At 72.7% G+C, this 17952-nt stretch carries 22 protein-coding genes; 16 read left to right on the forward strand and 6 right to left on the reverse strand.

Features of this window, described 5'->3' with window-relative positions:
* Positions 1–12: 12 nt before the first annotated feature.
* Together PV343_RS34690 and PV343_RS34695 are read right to left on the reverse strand one after the other, a co-directional pair.
* Positions 13–756 carry an aquaporin gene (locus PV343_RS34690; protein ID WP_319151006.1) on the reverse strand — a complete coding sequence of 248 codons (744 nt, stop codon included), beginning with the start codon at positions 754–756 and terminating at the stop codon, positions 13–15.
* Entirely contained in the window at positions 753–1133 is a 381-nt protein-coding gene (locus tag PV343_RS34695; protein ID WP_319151007.1) for an ArsR/SmtB family transcription factor, read from the reverse strand. Before PV343_RS34695 ends, PV343_RS34690 begins: the two co-directional genes overlap by 4 nt.
* Before the next feature lie 79 nt (positions 1134–1212).
* Here PV343_RS34695 and PV343_RS34700 point away from each other — a divergent pair, with 79 nt between their 5' ends.
* Positions 1213–1638 carry an ArsI/CadI family heavy metal resistance metalloenzyme gene (locus PV343_RS34700; RefSeq protein ID WP_319151008.1) on the forward strand — a complete coding sequence of 142 codons (426 nt, stop codon included), beginning with the start codon at positions 1213–1215 and terminating at the stop codon, positions 1636–1638.
* A gap of 79 nt (positions 1639–1717) precedes the next feature.
* On the opposite strand, the gene PV343_RS34705 is transcribed toward PV343_RS34700, so the two are convergent.
* Complete coding sequence (locus PV343_RS34705) at positions 1718–1972, reverse strand: hypothetical protein (RefSeq protein ID WP_319151009.1); 255 nt, start codon at positions 1970–1972, stop codon at positions 1718–1720.
* A gap of 275 nt (positions 1973–2247) precedes the next feature.
* Here PV343_RS34705 and PV343_RS34710 point away from each other — a divergent pair, with 275 nt between their 5' ends.
* From PV343_RS34710 to PV343_RS34725, 4 genes are all read left to right on the forward strand, one after another.
* The gene (locus PV343_RS34710) at positions 2248–2505 is read left to right on the forward strand and encodes a hypothetical protein (protein ID WP_319151010.1); all 258 of its coding nucleotides are present in this window, start codon (positions 2248–2250) and stop codon (positions 2503–2505) included.
* Positions 2506–2697: 192 nt separating this feature from the next.
* Entirely contained in the window at positions 2698–3618 is a 921-nt protein-coding gene (htpX, locus tag PV343_RS34715; RefSeq protein ID WP_319151011.1) for a zinc metalloprotease HtpX, read from the forward strand.
* A 2-nt stretch (positions 3619–3620) separates the two neighbouring features.
* Positions 3621–4205: a PspA-associated protein PspAB gene (gene pspAB / locus PV343_RS34720; RefSeq protein ID WP_319151012.1), complete on the forward strand. Its 585-nt coding sequence runs from the start codon at positions 3621–3623 to the stop codon at positions 4203–4205.
* 50 nt (positions 4206–4255) lie between these two features.
* Positions 4256–4999, forward strand: coding sequence for an alpha/beta hydrolase (locus PV343_RS34725; RefSeq protein ID WP_319151013.1), 744 nt, complete (start codon positions 4256–4258; stop codon positions 4997–4999).
* A gap of 28 nt (positions 5000–5027) precedes the next feature.
* On the opposite strand, the gene PV343_RS34730 is transcribed toward PV343_RS34725, so the two are convergent.
* On the reverse strand, positions 5028–6395 hold the full coding sequence (locus PV343_RS34730) for a DUF2252 domain-containing protein (protein WP_319151014.1): 1368 nt from the start codon (positions 6393–6395) through the stop codon (positions 5028–5030).
* A 224-nt stretch (positions 6396–6619) separates the two neighbouring features.
* On the opposite strand from PV343_RS34730, the gene PV343_RS34735 reads away from it, so the two are divergent.
* On the forward strand, positions 6620–7801 hold the full coding sequence (locus PV343_RS34735) for a winged helix DNA-binding domain-containing protein (protein WP_319151015.1): 1182 nt from the start codon (positions 6620–6622) through the stop codon (positions 7799–7801).
* A 61-nt stretch (positions 7802–7862) separates the two neighbouring features.
* Here PV343_RS34735 and PV343_RS34740 read toward each other — a convergent pair whose 3' ends face one another.
* Positions 7863–8177: a hypothetical protein gene (locus PV343_RS34740; protein ID WP_319151016.1), complete on the reverse strand. Its 315-nt coding sequence runs from the start codon at positions 8175–8177 to the stop codon at positions 7863–7865.
* A gap of 165 nt (positions 8178–8342) precedes the next feature.
* On the opposite strand from PV343_RS34740, the gene PV343_RS34745 reads away from it, so the two are divergent.
* From PV343_RS34745 to PV343_RS34785, 9 genes are all read left to right on the forward strand, one after another.
* Complete coding sequence (locus tag PV343_RS34745; RefSeq protein WP_319151017.1) at positions 8343–8711, forward strand: arsenate reductase family protein; 369 nt, start codon at positions 8343–8345, stop codon at positions 8709–8711.
* A 120-nt stretch (positions 8712–8831) separates the two neighbouring features.
* Positions 8832–9584, forward strand: coding sequence for a hypothetical protein (locus PV343_RS34750; RefSeq protein WP_319151018.1), 753 nt, complete (start codon positions 8832–8834; stop codon positions 9582–9584).
* A 357-nt stretch (positions 9585–9941) separates the two neighbouring features.
* A complete protein-coding gene (gene glnII, locus PV343_RS34755; RefSeq protein WP_319151019.1) occupies positions 9942–10973 on the forward strand; it encodes a glutamine synthetase in 1032 nt (343 codons plus the stop codon).
* 155 nt (positions 10974–11128) lie between these two features.
* Positions 11129–11251, forward strand: coding sequence for a hypothetical protein (locus tag PV343_RS34760; protein WP_319151020.1), 123 nt, complete (start codon positions 11129–11131; stop codon positions 11249–11251).
* A 118-nt stretch (positions 11252–11369) separates the two neighbouring features.
* Positions 11370–11978 (forward strand): winged helix-turn-helix domain-containing protein, encoded by a 609-nt coding sequence (locus PV343_RS34765; protein WP_319151021.1) that lies wholly within the window; start codon positions 11370–11372, stop codon positions 11976–11978.
* 66 nt (positions 11979–12044) lie between these two features.
* Positions 12045–13091 carry an SDR family oxidoreductase gene (locus tag PV343_RS34770; protein WP_319151022.1) on the forward strand — a complete coding sequence of 349 codons (1047 nt, stop codon included), beginning with the start codon at positions 12045–12047 and terminating at the stop codon, positions 13089–13091.
* Positions 13092–13122: 31 nt separating this feature from the next.
* Complete coding sequence (locus PV343_RS34775) at positions 13123–14394, forward strand: sensor histidine kinase (protein WP_319151023.1); 1272 nt, start codon at positions 13123–13125, stop codon at positions 14392–14394.
* Positions 14379–15032 (forward strand): LuxR C-terminal-related transcriptional regulator, encoded by a 654-nt coding sequence (locus PV343_RS34780; protein ID WP_133921999.1) that lies wholly within the window; start codon positions 14379–14381, stop codon positions 15030–15032. The genes PV343_RS34775 and PV343_RS34780 overlap by 16 nt, the downstream gene beginning before the upstream one ends.
* 185 nt (positions 15033–15217) lie before the next feature.
* Positions 15218–16786 (forward strand): DUF1996 domain-containing protein, encoded by a 1569-nt coding sequence (locus PV343_RS34785; RefSeq protein WP_319151024.1) that lies wholly within the window; start codon positions 15218–15220, stop codon positions 16784–16786.
* 134 nt (positions 16787–16920) lie between these two features.
* On the opposite strand, the gene PV343_RS34790 is transcribed toward PV343_RS34785, so the two are convergent.
* Positions 16921–17313, reverse strand: coding sequence for a hypothetical protein (locus tag PV343_RS34790; RefSeq protein WP_319151025.1), 393 nt, complete (start codon positions 17311–17313; stop codon positions 16921–16923).
* A 97-nt stretch (positions 17314–17410) separates the two neighbouring features.
* On the opposite strand from PV343_RS34790, the gene PV343_RS34795 reads away from it, so the two are divergent.
* Entirely contained in the window at positions 17411–17938 is a 528-nt protein-coding gene (locus PV343_RS34795; protein WP_319151050.1) for a tetratricopeptide repeat protein, read from the forward strand.
* Positions 17939–17952: the final 14 nt, after the last annotated feature.

Genomic DNA, 17952 nt, shown 5'->3' on the forward strand with positions numbered 1-17952 from the left:
GGAGCGGCCTGGTCAGGGGAGTGCGGGGGCGGCGAGTTCGGGTTCGTCCCGAAGCGGCGCGGTGCCGGCGGGTGCGGGTGCCGGGCGCCCGAACACCGCGAGGACCAGCCCCAGTCCGAGCGCGGCGCCGACCAGTTGGGCCGCGACGAACGGGCCGAGGGAGGTGGGGGCGATACCGGCGAAGGTGTCCGTGAAGGCGCGTCCGACGGTGACGGCCGGATTGGCGAACGAGGTGGAGGACGTGAACCAGTAGGCGGCGCCGATGTAGGACGCCACCGCCACGGGACCGAGGTGGGCCCGTCCCGTACGGGTCAGTCCGAAGATCAGCAGGACGAGTCCGGCCGTCGCGACCACCTCGCCCAGCCACAGGTGACCGGCGGACCGGTCGTGGGTGGACCAGTGCACGAGCGGCTTGCCGAACATGGCGTCGGCCAGGACGGCACCGGCGACGGCGCCCGCGGTCTGGGCCGGGAGGTAGGCGGCGACGTCCCGCGCGGTCGGCCCGTCCCCGCCACCGCGGCCGGTGAGCCAGGCCGCGAGGGTGACGACCGGGTTGAAGTGCGCGCCCGAGACCGGCCCGAGCAGGACGATGAGCACGCCCAGGCCGAAGACGGTGGCCAGCGAGTTGGCCAGCAGTTGCACGCCGACGTCCCTCGACAGCTCGGTGGCCTGGATGCCGGAGCCGACGACCACCGCGACCAGGGCGGCCGACCCCACGGCCTCGGCCAGGGCACGGCGTCCCAGCGGGGCGGTCACGCGCTCACCCCGGCGGTCCGCGCCGTCTTCAGGAAGGCGGCGAGCCGGTCGAGAGTGGCGGGCAGCGCCCAGTAGTGGACCCACGTGCCCCTGCGCTCGCAGTCGATCAGACCGGCCTGACGCAGCAGCTTGAGGTGGTGCGAGATCGTCGGCTGCGACAGGTCGAAGGCCGGGGTCAGGTCGCAGACGCAGACCTCGCCGCCCGCCCGCGAGGCGATCATCGACAGCAGGCGCAGCCGGACGGGGTCGCCCAGCGCCTTGAACAGCTTCGCCAGCTCCGCCGCCCGGTCCTCGTCCAGCGGTGCGGTGACCGTCCCGGGACAGCACGCGCCGTCCCCGCCGTCCTGCCCGAGCACCACGAGTTCTTGCTTCGACATGCGTCTATGTTGACATCTGTCGATCCAAGGCACAACCTTGCATCGACAGACATCAATGCAAGCCGATGGGAGCCCTGCCATGTCCCGTGCCCAGCTCGCCCTGCGCGTCAGCGACCTGGAAGCGTCGATCACCTTCTACGCGAAGCTGTTCGGCACCGAACCGGCCAAGCGGCGCGAGGGCTACGCCAACTTCGCCATCGCCGAGCCCCCGCTCAAGCTCGTGCTCATCGAGGGCGAGCCCGGCGAGGAGACCCGCCTGGACCACCTCGGCGTCGAGGTCGACTCCACCGAGCAGGTCGGCGCCGCCGCCGGCCGGCTGAAGGACGCGGGACTGGCCACCTTCGAGGAGAACGACACCTCCTGCTGCTACGCCCTCCAGGACAAGGTCTGGGTGCACGGACCCGGCAGGGAGCCCTGGGAGGTGTACGTGGTCAAGGCCGACGCCGACACCCTCGGCAAGAGCGCCGACGCGGGAGCCGCCCGCGGCTGCTGCGGCGGAGACTGATGCCGGCAACGCCGAGGGCCGCCACCCGGGAGCGAATTTCCGGGTGACGGCCCTCCGTCGTGCGCGGTACCGGCCGGGGTCAGGACACCACGACCACCACGACGGGCACGTTGTTGAAGCCGTTGTTGAAGCCGTTGAAGTTGTTGCGGAAGAAGTCGTTGCGGTTGAAGCAGTTGCCGCCCCACCAGTTGTTGTAGTAGCAGCCCCCGCCCGTGTGCACCTGGGTCGGGGTCGCCGCCGACGCGGCACCTGCCGTACCGATCGCGGCTCCGCCGGCCATCAGGACGCCGACGGCGGACAGCGCGGCCAGACGCTTCGCGCGGTGTGCATTCATGGATCCACCTTCCTTCCACCCCTCGTGCGGCTTTCCGGGCACGAGACGGATGGCCGCGACCTCGGAGTGAAGAGTCCGGCGCGGTCGTAGGGGTGCCGCACGAGTGTGAGAAGCAGGGCAGACGACTTCGGGCACCCTGCGGTGCGGCTCTCACTCGTAAACGATAACCGTCGGGCCACCCCCCAGCATCTCGGGCGACCAGCGCCGCTTCCCAGGCTTCCTACTCTCGGGGGATCATCCTCTTGGCTCCGCCGGACGAGAGAGGTTGAACGGGGATGACTGAACAGGACGACTGGGAGCGCGAGTTCGACCACAGGTGGGCGAACTCCGCAGAGCACAAGGAGCCCTCAGCCCGGGCCCGGATGCTCGCCGCCCGCTGGAAGGAGAACCCGCCGGACCCGGCGCCGTTCCGGGCCGACCCGGACCCGGTGCGGACGCGGCGGTCGTCGTGGGTGTCCACGGCCGTCGTCCTCGGCTGCGTGGCCGCGGTGATAGTCCTGCTGGGCTACGCCCAGCTGCACTCGCCCTACTGAGCTCTTACCGAGCCCTTCCCGCCCACCCGCTCAGGAGACCCCCCGGGCCGCCGCACCCGCCGGTGCCGTGCGGCGGCGCGGGCCGCTCACCGGGAGCTTTTGCCGCTCCTAGGGCCGCTCGGGACCACCTCATGGCATGCGGCAGGTGCACACTGGAGTCGGGACGAGTGCCTGACTGCGGGGTGATGCAAGATGCAGAGCCGCTTCCGGAGCGATCGGCGCCTGACCGTGCGGATGACGGTCACGCTGTTCCTGCTCGGGCTTCTGTACGTGGCCTTCGTCGCCGCGTTGATCGTGCTGCTGAAGTCCTGGCTGCTGGTCGTGGTGCTGGTCGGGGCGATGTTCGTGGCCCAGTTCTGGTACTCCGACCGGATCGCCATGTTCGCCATGCGCGGGCGGGTCGTGGAGCGCGAGGAGTATCCCGAGCTGCACGCGGTGGTCGACCGGCTGTGCGCGATCGCCGACATGCCCAAGCCGGTGGTCGCCGTGTCCGACATGGGCATGCCCAACGCGTTCGCGACCGGGCGCAATCCCGACCACGCCGTGGTCTGCGTGACCACGGGCCTGCTGCGCCGCCTCGAGCCCGCCGAGCTGGAGGGTGTGCTCGCCCACGAGCTGTCGCACGTGGCGCACAAGGACGTCGCCGTGATCACCATCGCCTCGTTCCTCGGCGTGATCGCGGGCCTGATCGTACGGTTCGCCTTCTACTCGCAGCTGTTCGGCGGCGGTCGCAGGGACCAGAACACCGCCGTCGTCTTCGTCACCGTCATCGGTGTCTCCGCGGCCGTGTACGCGATCAGCTTCCTGCTGATCCGCGCCCTGTCCCGGTACCGGGAGCTGGCGGCGGACCGGGCGGCCGCGCACCTGACCGGCCGGCCCTCGGCGCTGGCGTCGGCGCTCACCAAGGTCTCCGGGGACATCGCCCGGATCCCGACCGAGGACCTGCGCACCGCCCAGGCGTTCAACGCCTTCTACTTCACCCCGGCGACCGGCAAGGAGCCCGGCATCGAGCGCTTCTTCTCCACCCACCCCACCCTGGAGCAGCGGCTCGACCAGCTCGGGCGGATCTCCGCCGAGCTGGGCGAGGCGGCCGCGCCCGGGAAGGCGGGCTGAGGATGGGGCTGCTGGACATCCTCCTCGGCCGTACCAAACCGGTCGCGCCGGATCTGGACCAGTTGTTCGCACTGCCCTCGGCGGCGGTGACCCTGGAGGCGGCGGCCGGGTTCACCCCGACCGGGGTGGGCGCGGTGTGCTTCGCCACGGTCGAGGGCGCGGCCTTCGAGCAGACCCACCGGGAGGTGCAGGCCCTGCTCGACGCGGACGCCGACCGCACCGGCCCCCCGGTGGAACTGACCCAGGACGGCTACGGCTACTCCTGGCTGGTCTCCCGCCGCTCCCCCGGCCAGCTTCCGCAGCTCGTCAACGACCTGCACGCGGTGAACAGCTCGATGGAGATCAACGGCTTCGGGCCGCAGCTCCTCTGCTCCCTCGTCGCCTTCGAGGACGGGCGCGGACGCCGCCTGGGCCTGGTCTACCTGTACAAGCGCGGCACGTTCTACCCGTTCGCGCCCCTGCCCGGCACCGCCGAGCGCCGGGACAGCGCCCTGGAACTCCAGGTGAAGGCGGCCCTCGCGAGCGACCTCAGGACCGAGCAGGACCTGAGCCGCTGGTTCCCGGTGTGGGGCGCCCCCGGCCTGTGACGCGGCACCCGGTCCGGCGCCCGGTCCGGCGGCTGTGGGTGAATGGGCGCATGAGCGAACTCCCGTACCCCCCGAAGGAATTCATCCACGCCCACGACGGTGAGCGGCTCAGCGCGGTGAGCGCGGGGGCCGCCGGGCGGGCGACCGTCGTCCTGCTGCACGGCGCGGGCGACGGCTGCAAGGAGCGGCTGCTGCCGCTGCTCGCCGACGTCGCGGCGCACGGCGGCCACGGGCTGGCCTTCGACTTCTCGGGGCACGGCGAAAGCACCGGCGCGCTCGCGGAGCTGAGTCTGCGGCGGCGCTTCGAGCAGGCGGTGGCGGTGGTCGACGCGCACGCGCCGGCCCCCGGCCCGCTGGTGCTGGTGGGGTTCAGCATGAGCGGGCAGACGGTCGCGGACCTGGTACGCCACTACGGGCGCCGGGTGACGGCCGTCGGCCTGTGCGCACCGGCCGTGTACGCGTCCGACGCCTGGGCGGAGCCCTTCGGGACGGGCGACGGGCGGTTCAGCGAGATCATCCGCATCCCGGGCGGCTGGCGGGACTCGCCCGCGCTGACGGCCCTGCGGTCGTACGAGGGCCGGGCGGTGCTGGCGGTGCCGGGCACGGACGCCGTCATCCCGCCGGAGGTGACGGACGCGGTGCGGGACGCGCTCGCGGCCCGCGCCCGGTTCACCCGCCTGGAGTTCCCGGACGCCGGGCACCGGCTCGGCCAGTGGTTCCACGACCACCCGGAGGACCGGCGCGCGTTCGTCACCGCCCTGCTCGGCGGAGCGGCACCCGACGCGGCCGCCTAGGCCCGCGCTCCGTCCGGGCGGTGCGGGGTCACGCGCCGGGCTCCGCCGTCACCACGCCCGCCGCGACGGCCGCGCCCAGGTCGGCGTGGTCGGCGGCGGTCAGGTCGGCGTAGGTCAGGGCGAACTCGGCCACGGCGCGGTCGAACCCGCCGGAGCCGCCGAGGTAGGCGGCGATGGCGATGCGGTCGCCGGAGCGGGCGTGGGCCCGGGCCAGAACGGTGCCGCACAGCCGGGCGTAGCCGAGCAGAGCGGCCGGCCCGAGGCCCGCGACCTCGGCGCAGTCCTTCGTGTCGCGCAGCCGGCGCCAGTAGAAGGCGCGGCCCTGCGGCCCGCTCACCCAGCCGAGGAAGAGGTCGGGGGCCGCCTGCAGCAGCCGCTGCCCGGAGACCACCCGGTGCCCGGGGTGGACGTACGGCCCGTTCGGCAGGTGCGCCTCGAGGACCGAGGTCCGCGCCTCCTTGAGCTGCAGGAAGAGCGGGTCGTCGGCGTCCCGCCCGGCGAGCAGGACCACGAAGCAGCGCATGCCGACACCGCCGACCCCGACGACCTTGCGGGCGGCGTCCACGAAGCGGTAGCGGTCGAGGAGGTGGCGGCGCTCCTCGGTGAGCGTGGAGCGGTAGTCGCTGAAGGCCTTGCGCAGGGTGGCCATGTCCGCGGGTCCCGCGGGTTCCAGCAGCGGCGGGTCGTGGACGATGCGCAGCCGCCCGTCGACCACCTCCGTCAGCTTGCCCAGCGCCTGGAGGCTGGTCCGGCGGCGGGCCCGGGTGAGGCTGGAACCCATGCCGCGCCGGCGGCCGGCGGAGCGGACCAGGGGCAGCAGGCTGTCCGCGTCGACCCGCTCGTACCAGACGGCCAGTTCCCCGAGCCCGGCCAGCCGGCGCATGGTGGTGCGGTAGCCGGTGACGGCCGCCCGGGCCGCCTCACGGGCCCTCGCGCGGGCGTGCCCGTTCTCCAGGGCGGCCACGGCGACACTGGCCGCGAGCCGCTTGACGTCCCACTCGAAGGGGCCGGGGAAGGTCTCGTCGAAGTCGCGGAGGTCGAGCAGGAGCGCGCGTTCCGGGGAGGTGTGCCGGCCGAAGTTGAGCAGGTGCGCGTCGCCGCACAGCTGCACGTGGAGCCCCGTGTGCGGCTGGACGGCCAGATCGGCGGCCATCACGGCGGCGGCGCCGCGCAGGAAGGACAGCGGCGAGGCGGCCATCCGCCCGTACCTGACCGGCCGCAGCTCCGGCAGCCGGTCCCGGTCCTGCCGCTCCAGCGTGGCGACAGGGTCGGGCCGGTCGGCGGAGGGCAGCCAGAGGGCGTGTGCGGAGCGGGGCACGTCCTTGCGGGCCGCCCGGCCGTGCCGGGCGCGGTCCTCGGGCGTGCCGCGCCGGGCGCGGTCCGTGGGGGTGCTCATGGGGCGCTGCTCATGGGGCGGCCTCTCTCTACGGATCCGCGGTGCCGCGGTTCCGCCGTTCCCGCGGCTCTCCGCGTCTGCCGTCACCTCCTGCTGGTCCTGCTGGCAGTGAAGTCCGGTGGGGCGGGCCGCCGCACCCGGAGTACGGCGAACGGGTGACGGGGCGGGCTGTCGGTGGTGTCTGCGATGCTGCGCGGTGGGCATGGTGAGCGACGGAGGTCGGCATGGCGGACGGACGGCGGCACATCGGTGTGGCGGAGCGGCGGGCCCGGCTGGCCCTGCGCCACCGCCTCGCACCCTCGGCGTGGGCGGCGGCCCCGGAGGAGGTCGCGGACTCGCTGGTGGCCCTGCACGGCACGGACCCGGCGACGGTGTACCTGGCGGTGGCCGCCCGGCTGGCCGACCCGGCGAAGGCGGTGGCCGGGACGGAGCGGGCGCTGTACGAGGACCGCACGCTGGTCCGGATGCACGGCATGCGGCACACGGTGTTCGTGTTCCCCACCGGGCTCACGGCCGTCGTGCACGCCTCGACGGGCCTCGCGGTGGCCGCCCGGGAACGCGCCTCGCTGCTCAAGGACATGGCCGGGGCCGGCGCGCCGGACGCGGCCTGGCTCGCGGAGGTCGAGGCGGCCACCCTGGCCGCGCTGGCCCGGCGCGGCCAGGCGACGGCGGCGGAGCTGACGGCGGACGAACCGCGGCTGCGCGAGCGGTTCGTGTACGCGCCGGGCAAGAGCTACGAGGGCGTCCACACGGTCTCCTCCCGGCTGCTGCGCGTGCTCGGCGTCGAGGGGAAGGTGGTACGCGGCCGCCCGCTCGGCTCCTGGACGTCGAGCCAGTTCCGCTGGGCGCCCGCCCCCGAGCATCCGGAACTCGACGTGGCCGGGGCGCAGTCGGCCCTGCTGGAGCGGTGGCTGCGGGCCTGCGGGCCGGCGACCGAGGCCGACCTGAAGTGGTGGACCGGCTGGCGGGTGACGGAGGTCCGCCGGGCGCTGTCGGCGATCGGGGCGCGGGAGGTGTCCCTCGACGAGGGCACGGGTCATGTCGCCGCCGGTGACGAGGGTCCGGTCGAGTCGCCCGGGGAGCCGTGGGCCGCCCTGCTGCCCGGTCTGGATCCGACGGCGATGGCCTGGCAGGGGCGCGACTGGTACCTGGCCCCGGAGCTGCGCCCGCTGCTGTACGACCGCAGCGGCAACGTGGGCCCGACGGTGTGGTGGGACGGCCGGGTGGTGGGCGGCTGGGCGCAGCGGCCGGACGGCGAGATCGTCTGGCGGATCCCCGGGGCCGGCGTGGGCCGGGAGGCGGAGGCCGCGGTGGCGGCGCAGGCCGAACGGCTGCGGGCGTGGCTGGGGACGACGAGGGTGACACCCCGGTTCCGCACACCGCTGGAGCGCACGCTGTCCGCGTGAGGGACGCCGGCGTACGGACCCGGGTGCCCCGCACCGGCACGGGGCACCCGGGTCCCCCGGTTCAGCGGGAGTAGCGCATGAACGCCCGCACCATGTGGCACGTCGTGGCCGACGGCGGGTGTATGCCGAGCCGCTCCGCCGTGCTGCGGATCGTCTCGTCGCGGGCCTGGGCCGGCAGGTAGACACCGGAGTCGAGCAGGGCGATGGCGAGGCGCATGGCCTTCAGGCGCCGGTTGTGCGTCACGTACCACTCACGCGGCCGGCCGGCCGGCAGCGGGGACTTCTCCGCCGGCGCGTAGGGCGAGTCGAGCCGGACGGGACGCTTGGCGGTGGACTGGGTCGGCAGCAGCTTGGTCGTCAGGGCGGCAGCGGGCACGGGCATCCTCCTGTCGCGGTCAGGGCACCCACCGGAAGGCTCCGGCGATGTCCTCGAACACTGCTTCTATTCTACGACCCACCACTGACAAAAGCCCCTGGCCACAAGGGCTTTCGGGGCTGTCGTGACGCACGTGCAGAACGGGTTTCGCGTACCGTGTGCGGCATGGAGATCTGGATCAACCCGGCCTGCTCGAAGTGCCGCAGCGCACTCACCCTGCTCGACGCCGAGGGGGCGGACTACACCGTGCGCCGCTACCTGGAGGACGTGCCGAGCGAGGACGAGATCAGGGCCGTGCTCGACCGGCTCGGGCTCGAGCCGTGGGACATCACCCGCACCCAGGAGGCCGCCGCCAAGGAGCTGGGCCTGGGGGACTGGGCGCGCGACGAGAGCGCGCGGGACCGCTGGATCACGGCGCTCGCCGAGCACCCGGGGCTCATCCAGCGGCCCATCATCACGGCCGACGACGGCACCGCGCTGGTGGCCAGGACCGACGAGGCCGTCCAGGACGCGCTCTCCCGGGGCAAGAACTGAGCAGAGCTCAACTCCCCTTGTGACGCAGGTTACTTCGATCACCCCCCCGACCGCTGAGTAACAGCGTTCGGGATCTCGTACATAGCGGCGTACGCTCCCCTACCTCTTCAGGAGGCGCGCATGTCGCGCAGGAGAACTCTCGGCACGAAGAAGAAGATCGCGCTGCTCGTCAGTGCCGCGGCGGTGGCGGGCGGCGGGGCCTTCGCACTGGCGTCGACCTCGAACGCCGCGCAGCCGCAGAACGCCCGGACCCTGTCCGCCGGGGACTCGACCGTCTGCCAGGGACTGGCCACGGCGCACGGCAACAACGACCGGTTCATCGCGGACCAGAAGGCGAAACCGGACGCGCAGTCGGCGGCCCGGATCGCCAACCGCGAGGCGGTCATCAAGCAGATCGAGGTCCAGCAGAAGGCCGCCGGATGCACGGTTGGGGAGTCGGCTCAGGGCTCCCAGCAGGCGCAGAACGGCAACGGTCAGCAGGGCAACGCCAACCAGCAGGGCAACGCCGGCAAGGGCAACGCCAACGGCAACCAGCAGGCGGGCGGCCAGCAAGCGGGCGGCCAGCAGGCGGGCGGCCAGCAGGCCGGTGCCGCGGGGAACGCCGGCGGCGGTGCCGCGGCCTCCGGCCAGCAGGTCTGCAAGGGCTCCACGGTCACGCTCTCCGGCGAGGCCGGCGCCCCGGCCGCCTCCAGCAACCAGTTCCCGGCGGGGACGACGCTGAAGGTCACCAACCTGGACAACAACAAGTCCACGACCGTGAAGGTCACCTCGGTGTCCGGCAGTTGCGTGCTGCTCAACAACGCCGCCTTCGAGCAGGTCCGTGAGCCGGGCAAGTTCCTGATCCGCCGTGCCGTGATCGAGAAGGTGGGGTGAGACCGGGCCGGACCGGCAGGGCACGGTGCGGGCACGCCGCCTCGGCCCCGGCGACGAGGTGCGCCGGGGTCAGGAGGAACAGGCGGCGTGCCCGGCCGGGGCCGGCGACCGTGCGGGGGTGGCGGTCGCCGGCCCCCACCTCGCACCGGTCCGCGTCGGCCCGCCGCACGCGGGCCCGGTTCGCCTCACCGTGTGAGTCGCGGCATAGAAGCCCCAGGTAACACGGGGTTCACATTCGGGCAATGGCCGGGAAACGGCCTGTTGACAGGCTGCGCGGCAGATCGAGCGGTGCCCCGGTGCCGCAGCCGCAGCACCCGCACCGAGTGCGCCCGACACACCTCCGAAGGATGTGGCCCCGTGACCTTCAAGGCTGAGTACATCTGGATCGACGGCACCGAGCCGACGGCCAAGCTCCGTTCGAAGACGAAGATCATCACGGGTGCTTTCGCCGGTCTCGACACGCTGCCGGTCTGGGGCTTCGACGGGTCCTCCACCAACCAGGCCGAGGGCCACTCCTCGGACCGTGTGCTCAGGCCGGTCTTCACCTGCCCGGACCCGATCCGCGGCGGCGACGACATCCTCGTCCTGTGCGAGGTCCTCGACATCGACATGACCCCGCACCGGTCCAACACGCGGGCGGCGCTCGCCGAGGTCGCCGAGCGGTTCGCCGCGCAGGAGCCGATCTTCGGCATCGAGCAGGAGTACACCTTCTTCGAGGGCTCCCGCCCGCTGGGCTTCCCCGAGAACGGCTTCCCGGCCCCCCAGGGCGGCTACTACTGCGGTGTCGGCTCCGACGAGATCTTCGGCCGTGACGTCGTCGAGGCCCACCTGGACAACTGCCTGAAGGCGGGGCTCGCCATCTCCGGCATCAACGCCGAGGTCATGCCGGGCCAGTGGGAGTTCCAGGTCGGTCCGGTCTCCCCGCTGGAGGTCTCCGACCACCTGTGGGTGGCCCGCTGGCTGCTGTACCGCACCGCCGAGGACTTCGGTGTCTCCGCGACGCTCGACCCCAAGCCGGTGAAGGGCGACTGGAACGGCGCGGGCGCGCACACCAACTTCTCCACCAAGGCGATGCGCGAGGGCTACGACGCGATCATCACCGCGTGCGAGTCGCTCGGCGAGGGGTCCAAGCCGCTCGACCACGTCAAGAACTACGGCGCCGGCATCGACGAGCGTCTGACCGGCCTGCACGAGACCGCCCCGTGGGACAAGTACTCCTACGGCGTCTCCGACCGCGGCGCCTCGGTGCGCATCCCGTGGCAGGTCGAGAAGGACGGCAAGGGCTACATCGAGGACCGCCGCCCGAACGCCAACGTCGACCCGTACGTGGTGACCCGCCTGCTGGTGGACACCTGCTGCTCCGCGCTGGAGAAGGCCGGCCAGGTCTGATCCGCACCGCTTCCCCGGAGGGGCGCCCGCCACGACGGCGGGCGCCCCTCCGTCGTGCCCGGCCGGCCGGCGCGGCGTCAACCGCGTGTCCGGGCAGGCGTCCAAGAGGTGAGAGGAGGCTCCTGCCGGGCGCCCGCGTCTGCTTCAATGGGCCCATGGCCAGCTTCGAGAACCGCATCGCGACGGGTCGCCATGACCTGGAGCCGTTCTGGCCGTCCCGTCAGCACCACGACTTCGACCGGGTCTGTTGCCGCGCGTTCGACGCGCGGGCCCTCTGAAGCCGTACCCCGGCCTCCGGCCAGCGCGGAACGACGTACGTCCTTGGGCACGCCCCGACCACGAGTCGCGGCCGCCGCACCTCCCGACGAACTCCTCGCGCGAAAGAGCTGACCTCTCATGGCGACCCCTCGTTCCCTCTCCCCCACCGCCCTGACCGCCACCACCCCGGCCCCGGCACACCCCGCACGCCACCGGCTGCGGGCCGTCGACCGGGACGAGGTCGTCGACGTGGCCGACCTGCTGCCGCCCGGCGCCACCTGGCTGCCCGCCCCCGAGCACACCCTGCCCGCGCTCCCCGGCCGGCCGCCCATGGTCGGCTACCTCGTGCTGGTCCCGGCCGACCAGCGGCTGCCGTTCCCGCCGGTCGCGGTGGAGGACACGGCCGCGCATGACGGCCGCGCGGGCGTCCACGGGGACGCTCCCGGGGACGCCGACCCGCTGGTGCGGATCGACCCCGTGCGGCGCACCGCGAGCGTCGACGGGACCGTACTCGACCTCACCTACCTGGAGTTCGAGCTGCTCGCCCACCTGGTGGCGCACCCGCACCGGGTGCACACCCGGGACCAGCTGGTCACCACGGTGTGGGGCTACGGCCACGTGGGCGACGGCCGCACCGTCGACGTCCACATCGCGCGGCTGCGCCGCAAGCTGGGTGTCCAGCACCGCCAGTCGATCCAGACGGTGCGCCGGGTCGGCTACAAGTACACCCCGCCGACCGGGCGTTGAACCCTTCCGTCTGCCGTCGGCAGACGGGCCTTCCCTCCCCGGGCCGCACCCGGCAGGCTTCCCGGCATGAGACTTCTGGTGCTGGGCGGTACGGAGTTCGTGGGGCGGTCCGTCGTGGAAGCGGCGCTGGGCCGCGGCTGGGAGGTGACCGTCTTCCACCGGGGCCGGCACGAGCCCCCGGCCGGGGTGCGGTCGCTGCACGGCGACCGCGCCGCTCCCGACGGGCTCGCCGCGCTCGCCGGGACCGGTGACACCTGGGACGCGGTGGTCGACACCTGGTCGGCCGCGCCCCGCGCGGTGCGGGACGCGGCGCGGCTGCTGCGCGGCCGGGCCGGCCGGTACGTGTACGTCTCCAGCCGGTCCGTGTACGCCTGGCCCTGGCCCCCGCGTGCCGCCGAGGACGCCCCGCTGGTCGAGGGCGCCGCCGCCGACGCCGGCCCGACGGACTACGCCCGGGACAAGCGGGGCGGCGAGCTGGCGGCCCAGGAGTCGTTCGGCGCGGACGGCTCCCTCCTCGTCCGGGCCGGGCTGATCCTCGGCCCGTACGAGAACGTCGGCCGACTGCCCTGGTGGCTGACCCGGATCGCCCGCGGCGGCCCGGTCCTGGCGCCCGGACCCCGCGAACTGGCCGTGCAGTTCATCGACGCGCGCGACCTCGCCGGCTGGCTCCTCGGAGCGGTACAGCGAGAACTGAGCGGGCCGTACGACGTGATCGGGCCGCCCGGCCACACCACCATGGGCGAACTGCTGGAGAGCTGTGTCCGGGTCACCGGCGCCGAAGCGGAGCTGCGCTGGACCGATCCGCGGGTGATCCTGGACGCCGGGGTGGAGCCGTGGACCCAGCTCCCGGTGTGGGTGCCGCCGGACGGCGAGATGTACGAGCCGGTCCACCGCACGGACGTGTCACGGGCGCTGGCCACGGGGCTGGTGTGCCGCCCGGCCGGCGAGACCGTCGCGGACACCTGGGAGTGGCTCACCCGGATCGGCGGCGTGGCCCCACGGCGGCCGGACCGCGCGGGCGTCGGCCTGGCCCCCGAGGTGGAGGCGAAGCTGCTCGCGGCGGGCGGGGGTGTACCTGGCACCACCTCGCAGGAGGGGGCTCCGGGCCAGTGAACCCGGTGCCGGGGTCGGCCAGACTGACCCCATGAACACCGACACGAAGAGCGACGTCGTCCGCGACCGTATACGGGAGGTCGTGCTCGCCGCCGTACGGGGACTCGTGCTCGCACTGGTGATGCTGCCCCTGTCCATCCTCTGTCTCGTCCTCAGCCTGGTGTCCATCGCGTTCGTCCCGCTCGGCCTCGGCATCTTCACGACCCCCGCTGTCCTGGGCGGGGTACGGCAGTTCGCGGACGTACGGCGGCGGCTCTCGGACGAGTGGTGCGGGATGCCGATCCGGTCGTCGTACCGGCCGGTCCCCGAGGACGCGAACCCCTGGACCCGCACCGTCATGCTGCTGTCCGACCCCGCGACCTGGCGGGACCTGCGCTGGCTGGCCGTCGACATGACGGCGGGGTACGTCACCGCGCTGCTCCCGGCCGTCCTGCTCTTCTACCCCTTCGAGGGCTTCGCGGTGGCCGCCGGCCTGTGGCGGGTGCTCGCGGACGGCGGCACCTACTGGTACGGCTTCGTGCCGGTCACCGACCAGCCGTCCGCGCTCGGCGCGGCCGCGACCGCCGTCGTGCTCCTCTTCGCCGCCTACCGCCTCACCCCGCGGCTGCTGACCGCGCACTTCCGGCTCACCCGGGCCCTCCTGGGCGGTGGCCGGGAGGAACTCACCGAGCGGGTACGGGTGCTGACCGAGACCCGGCGCGACGCGGTGGACACGTCCGCCGCCGAGCTGCGCCGGATCGAGCGGGACCTGCACGACGGCGCGCAGGCCCGGCTGGTCGCGATGGGCATGGACCTCGGGACGATCGAGATGCTGCTCGACAAGGACCCGGCGCAGGCCAAGCGGCTGCTCTCCCAGGCCCGCCGCAACTCCGTCGAGGCCCTGGAGGAACTGCGCGACCTGGTACGCGGCATCCACCCGCCGGTGCTGGCGGAGCGCGGCCTGGGGGACGCGGTGCGGGCCCTGGCGCTGCGGCTGCCGGTGCCGACGGAGGTCACCGTGGAGCTGTCCGGCCGTGCGGACGCCCCGGTGGAGTCGGCCGCCTACTTCGCGGTGAGCGAGGTGCTCACCAACGCCGTCAAGCACTCGGGCGCCGACCGGATCTGGGCCGACCTGCTGCACGCGGACGGCATGCTGCGGGTCACCGTGACCGACAACGGCAGGGGCGGAGCGGCGGTCGGGGCCGGCACCGGGCTCGCCGGGATCGAGCGGCGGCTCGGTACATTCGACGGCGTCCTGGCCGTCAGCAGTCCCGCGGGCGGCCCCACCCTGGTGACCATGGAGATTCCGTGCGCGTTGTCCTAGCCGAGGACCTCTTCCTGCTGCGTGACGGGCTGGTCCGGATGCTGGAGGCCTACGGCTTCGAGATCGTGGCGGCCGTCGAGTCCGGACCCGAACTCGACGCGGCCCTGGCACGGTCGCGGCCGGACGTGGCGGTGGTCGACGTGCGGCTGCCGCCCACCCACACCGACGAGGGGCTGCAGTGCGCGCTGCGGGCCCGGCGGGAGCGGCCGGGGCTGCCGGTGCTGGTGCTCTCCCAGCACGTGGAGCAGCTGTACGCGCGCGAGCTGCTGGCCGACGGCAGCGGCGGGGTGGGCTACCTGCTGAAGGACCGGGTGTTCGACGCCGACCAGTTCGTGGACGCGGTACGGCGGGTGGCCGCGGGCGGCACGGCGATGGACCCGCAGGTGATCCAGCAGCTGCTGTCGCGCCGGGCCGGCGACGACCGGCCGCTCGGCGGCCTCACCCCGCGGGAGCGCGAGGTACTGGAGCTGATGGCGCAGGGCCGGTCGAACGCGGCGATCGCCGGCCAGTTGGTGGTGACGGAACGGGCCATCGCCAAACACACCTCCAACATCTTCACCAAACTGGGCCTTGAGGTGTCGGACGATGACAACCGGCGCGTTCTGGCGGTGCTCGCCTACCTCGACCGCGACCGCTGAAACGGCCTGATTTTCTCGTGAACTTCCGCTGTTCAGGAGCCTGTTGGGGCCTCCGTGACGCTGTGGGTCCGTGATGAATTCGTGTGACCGGTGAACACCCCGGAAGCGGCGTCCGTATGGAAGGACGCCGCTTCACTCCTGTCGGGCGCCTCGATGCTGCCCCGCAAGGAAGTCAGAGGAGTTCCATGGGACGCAACACACGAAAACGCCGTACGCCGCTGGCCACCAAGGCCATAGCCGCATCGGCGGCCCTAGCGCTCGGTGGGGGCGGGCTGATCTGGGCGAACTTCTACGCCTCGGCGCACGAGTCGAACCACCAGTCGTGGGGAGGCAACCAGACCAAGGCAGCGACGGCACAGGTCGCCACGATCTCCTGCCCGGACGTGGGCCAGAAGCTCACCAACGTGCCGAACCAGGCCCGTAACGAGGTCGCCGGGGAACTGGCCAACCTCGACCGGCAGATCACCGACGCCTACCAGCGTCTGGCGACCACGCGGGACGCCCAGGCCCAGGACGCGAGTTTCGTGCAGAACTCCATCCTGCAGCCGCTGAAGGACCGGCGGGCGGCGATCCTCGACCGGATCAAGCTGGAGATCACCCGTGTCGGCGGCACCGTGCCCGGTGATCTGAGCGTCCTCGCCTCCTGCACGGCGCAGAACGCCAACCAGACCACCGGCGGTCAGCAGCAGAACAACACCGGCGGGCAGAACAACACCGGCGGGCAGCAGAACACCGGCGGCCAGCAGCAGAACAACACCGGTGGTCAGCAGCAGGGCGGCGCCGGCGGGCAGCAGCAGGGCGGCGCCGGGCAGCAGCAGAACATCGGCGGGCAGGCCGGCAACGGCCCGGTGGCGGCGGACTTCGTCGACATCACCAAGGTCCAGCCGAACGTGCCGGCCAAGCCGCGCCGCAACGGCAACGCGTCGACCGGTACGTTCACCACGCGGTGCGGGGTGAACGCCAACAAGAACCACAACACCGACAACGTGATCGTGGCGCCCGGCGTGACCAACGGCGCGCACCACCTGCACGACTACGTCGGCAACCAGAAGGTCAACGCGTTCTCCAGCAACCAGACGTTCCTGCAGGGCGGCACCAGCTGCCAGAACCGCAGCGACCTGTCCTCGTACTACTGGCCCGTGGTCCGCATCCAGGACGGCTCGCAGGACTTCGACCAGAACAAGGACGGCGGCGGCAAGGAAGGCAACGTCGGCAAGATCCTGACGCCGGTCTCGGCACAGATCAAGTACGTCGGCAGCCCGACCTCCAAGGTCGTCGCGATGCCGCAGTTCCTGCGCATCATCACCGGTGACGCCAAGACCACCACCAACGGTCTGGCGAACGCCAACGCGCACTGGAGCTGCACCGGCTTCGAGAACAAGGTCCAGCTGACCACGCAGTACCCGGTCTGCCCGCAGGGCAGCAAGGTGGTGCGGACGTTCGCCTTCCAGAGCTGCTGGGACGGCCAGAACGTGGACAGCGCCAACCACCGCACGCACGTGGCCTTCGCGGACGCAGGCGGAAACTGCCAGAACGGCTTCAAGGCGATCCCGCAGCTGACGATGCGCCTGGTCTACAACATCACCCCGCCGGTCCTCCAGAACGGCCAGGTGAAGAACGCCTACGCGGTGGACGGCTTCCCGGAGCAGCTCCACAAGGCGGCCACGGACCACGACGACTTCATCAGCGTCACGAAGAACGGCCTGGCGAACCGGATCGCGAACTGCGTCAACCGCGGCCAGAACTGCGCCTGACCGGCCGCACGAGCCGGACGGCCGGACCAGCCGGACGGACGGTCGCCGACGAGGAGGAACGAAGCGGGCGGTGGGAGTTCCCACCGCCCGCTTCCGTGTCCGCTGCCCTGTCCGCTCCGTGTACGACGCCGGGCTCAGCCCTGGTGGGCGTGGTGGTTCGTACCGATCTCCACGTCGCCGCCGAGCGTGCCGCGCAGCGCCTTGACGACCCCGTCGTCACCGACGGCGACCCACTTGCGGCCGACGAGGTAGTACCCGCCGTAGTCCTTCGCGTCGTTGATCCACTCGCGCTGGCCGCGGTCGGTGGCGAACGTGGCGAGGATGAACCTGCCGTCGGTGTTCCGGCAGATGGCCTGGCGGATCTCGTCGGCGTCGGTCTGCATGTTCGGCTTGCACTTCACCTCGGCGGCCAGGCTCTCCAGACTGCCCGTGGCGGTGGGCGGCACCGGCTTGCGGTCCCCGCCCGCGCCACAGCCCGCCAGCGTCAGCGCCGCCGCGGCGCCGATCATCAGTCGCGTCAACCTCATCCGATCCTCCGGTCCCGGTGGGCCAAGCATGCCCCAGTCCCCTCGGATACGGCTCCCGCGCACGGTGTGCTCAAATCCGGTGACCTTGTGCGTACGGATGTGCGAGGGTGGTCCGGTGAACCAGGACTGGGAAGACCGCGTGACCGCCGCTTGGGCCGCCTTCGACGACTACCCGGAGGAGCGGGCCCACGAGTTCCGCGCGGTGATCGACGAGCTGGCCGCCGAACTCCCGGACGGCAGCCCGCTCGCCCCCTTCGAGCGGGCCTGCGCCTGGGACTCGACCGGGCACTCGGACCGGGCGGTGCCGTTGTACCGGGAGGCGCTGGCGGGCGGCCTGAGCGAGATCAGCGGGTACAAGGGGCGGCGGGCCAAGATCCAGCTCTCCAGCTCGCTGCGGAACATCGGCGAGGCGGAGCAGGGCGTGAAGCTGCTCACCCCGGAACTCGACGCGCCGTCGGACGAGTTGGACGACGCCGTACGGGCCTGCCTGGCCCTGTGCCTGTCCAGCCTGGGCCGCGACCGCGAGGGGCTGTCCCTGGTGATCGGCGCCCTCGCCCCGCATCTGCCGCGCTACCAGCGGTCGATGGCCAACTACGCGCGCGCCCTCGTGGAGCCGGCGGGCTGAACCGCCCGGGTCAC

The sequence above is a fragment of the Streptomyces sp. WI03-4A genome (assembly GCF_033792105.1).
Lineage (GTDB): Bacteria > Actinomycetota > Actinomycetes > Streptomycetales > Streptomycetaceae > Streptomyces > Streptomyces collinus_A.